At 53.3% G+C, this 2,868-nt stretch carries 2 protein-coding genes; both read left to right on the forward strand.

The genetic code is table 11. The features are described from left to right. Nucleotides 1–836: 836 nt before the first annotated feature. On the forward strand, nt 837–1,787 hold the full coding sequence (locus HV796_RS41430; protein ID WP_175233440.1) for a P-loop NTPase fold protein: 951 nt from the start codon (nt 837–839) through the stop codon (nt 1,785–1,787). 17 nt (nt 1,788–1,804) lie between these two features. Beyond that, on the forward strand, nt 1,805–2,500 hold the full coding sequence (locus tag HV796_RS41435) for a hypothetical protein (protein WP_175233441.1): 696 nt from the start codon (nt 1,805–1,807) through the stop codon (nt 2,498–2,500). The last annotated feature ends 368 nt before the right edge of the window (nt 2,501–2,868 follow it).

Here is a 2,868-nt window from a genome sequence, read left to right on the forward strand (position 1 = left end):
GGGCACCGCGCTGGATCAGATCGTCCAGGCTGCCCAACGTTGCTGCTTTACCGCCGTTCGCTTCTTCCGTAAACTCATTCATTGGTGGTGGATTCCGGTTAGCTGGTTGTTGCTCTCGACAAGCAACATTCTCAGCCAACCGCCACCGCCTTCTCAATTCCCCGCCTCAACCCCATACACCAGATCCGACAATAGCTCGTCTGACCCGGCTTATCGTGACACAACCACACGGGTTGTGTCACGATAAGCCGGGTCAGACGAGCAAGTCCCAAGTTGATTAGGCCGTCTTACGGCTCTGTAAACTTGTTGCAACTGTGTCGAAAAGACCGTGGTCGCCCATCGGTGCACGCTCGAATGATCCACCTCAATGCCTCGTTCGGCCATCATCCGTAGACCGCATTAAATGATTATCAACGTTGCGGCATTAAATGTGTCAACTCGCCCGCTGGCTCCCATCGGTGACACGCAAAGACTTGTGCGGTATGGGTTTCGCGCATTCGAAATAAAAATGTCAACGACCGGGCAGATGGTACCGATTTATCCGGCATGCGTCGGGCAGTAGTCGGCCATGAAGCGACGTTCGACGCTCCGACCAGATCGTCACCAATATGCGGAATGCCGTTGCAGAATGCCTGCGACGAACTGAAGTTCCCGAGCTTCGCTGATGTAACCTAGCCGTCGTGAGAGCGACTGTCTCGAGTGCCGCCGAACCTTAGCGGAGCCTTGACACGGCTCCAGAACCAGACCCGCGCACGACGATGAGCATAAGCGCTTCTTGAATGCTAGCTTGCGCTTGTATCTGGTCACCAGACCAGCCAGGAATGAGGAACAACAAAATGACCCGGGCCGTGATCGAAAGCGTGATCAATGAATTTTTAGACAGCACAAAGCCAGAAGTCCTTGCAATAAGTGGTAAATGGGGAGTCGGCAAAACGTTTACGCTTCAATCTTTGGTTCAATCGTACGCGGGCGAAGGATCGCTGGGGCGATACTCATACGTGTCTGCCTTCGGCGCAAAGTCTATAGGCGACCTGCGCTCAATGATTCTTATCAAAACAAGGCGCTTCCCCGTACAACGTGACAAGCTTGGGAAGATCGTTGACGAGACCGAGCATGTTTTCAGCAAAGGCCGTGGACATGCTATCTGGAGAACCATTACGACGCTGTCCGAGAAAATCCCTTATGGCGGAAAGCAGGTGACTGTCCTGCTCGAAACAATTGCCGTCTCTCTGATCAACAAGACGATCATTATTATTGATGACATCGAGCGCCTTGGTTCGGGCATCGCCATGGATGAGCTGATGGGTCTCGTTTCCGAACTCAAGGTCGAGTCTCAGTGCAAGATCATCCTGCTGTTCAACGAAGCGCAGCTAGGCGAACGCGCAAAGCAGTATGAGCAGGCCAGCGAAAAGGTCGTGGACAAGAAGCTAGCATTCTTAACCACAGCGACCGAAGCCGTTGAACTCGGGTTGCCCGCAGACACGCCGTTGCGAGATTTCGCGGCCCCCTGTATCGAAACGCTCGGCATCAACAATATTCGCACTGTCCAGAAAATTGCAAACGGACTACGAACTGTGCAAAGCGTGATCCCCAACTGCACGGATGCGGTGAAGCAGCAGGCTGCTATCGCAGTAGCAGTGTTCGCAGGAGCGTTGTACGAGGGGGGATTGGTTTCCCGACGGCCGAACAAGTCATCAGCTACAACTGGTACTCAATCGCTATGGGTGTGGGCAAGGACACGATCGTGGAGGTTTGGCGCGAGAAACTGCACGGATGCGGATTTTTAGCTTGCGACGAGTTCGACATGGAGGTGCTGTCGATTTTGAAGAACGGTCACGCGCATGGATCGGAGCTTGCAAAGCATGCACAGGCATTAGATGAAATTGCTGATAGGGCAAGGTTAGACGCTGTGTTTACCGAGGCGTGGAAGTTGTTTCATGACCGAATTGACGGCACCGCCGAGGATCTGGTGCACGCGTTCGTGAACGCCGTCAACGTCGCAGCGACAGTGATATCTCCCCTTAACCTGAACAGTACCGTCAAGCTGCTTCGCGAGCTCGGCTTTGACAATGAGGCAGACGCCTTGATTGAGAAGTACGTGGAACTCAACGCAGGTCGTCCGGGACTGTTCAGGATCGACGAATCGCCTTGGTGCCGGGACGTCGATGACGAAACGCTCAAGAGGCGTTTCGCCGAAGTGCTAACAGAAGAAGAAGGCGCGCTTGATTTGGCGTCCACGGCAATGCTACTGATCGAGGAAAAGGGATGGAGCGACAGAATGGAAGCGTCACTGTTGAAGGCTTCAACCGATGACTTTGTCGCATTATTCAGGGAACATCAGGGCGACACTCTGCGAGTGCTGATCGATCACCTGTACCGCGCGGCGCATATGCGTGGGGCGGAAACACAATCGACAGCAGGCACCGTCACTGCTGCACTTGATCAGATTTCGAAAGAGTCGAAGCTAAACGAGATTCGAGCAAGGCGCTGGCGAAAGTAACCGCAGCCTCCAAAAACTCGGGAACCGCGGGTTTTTGTCACCCACGCGAAATTGCTAGCAAATAAGGAAACCCTTACTTTTACACGATATGGCTCGATTCGAACAGTTCGACATTGTGTTCACAATTTCGGGGAAGATGCGCCGCATCGCGAAGGTTCGGTTTCACCACGACGGCAGCATTTTTGTGTTCTTTCCAAGCTTCAAGTCAACCCAAGGAATCTTGTGCCGCGCCAAGTTGTCGGCCGGATCGACGTATCCATCTATTGAGTTTCCCATAAAACATGACAACCGATTCGATGCTGGCGCGTTATATCTCTAACGGATTGAATGGAGATACGCGCCATGGCAAAGAAGCCGTTGGACGAGGC

Origin of the sequence: Paraburkholderia humisilvae (assembly GCF_902859855.1) — a bacterium.
In the GTDB taxonomy this organism is placed as follows: domain Bacteria; phylum Pseudomonadota; class Gammaproteobacteria; order Burkholderiales; family Burkholderiaceae; genus Paraburkholderia; species Paraburkholderia humisilvae.

Bases quoted from the DNA above. Each gene is read 5' to 3' on its own strand.
- HV796_RS41430 (WP_175233440.1), top strand. From the start codon at position 837: ATGACCCGGGCCGTGATCGAAAGCGTGATCAATGAATTTTTAGACAGC.
- HV796_RS41435 (WP_175233441.1), top strand. From the start codon at position 1,805: ATGGAGGTGCTGTCGATTTTGAAGAACGGTCACGCGCATGGATCGGAG.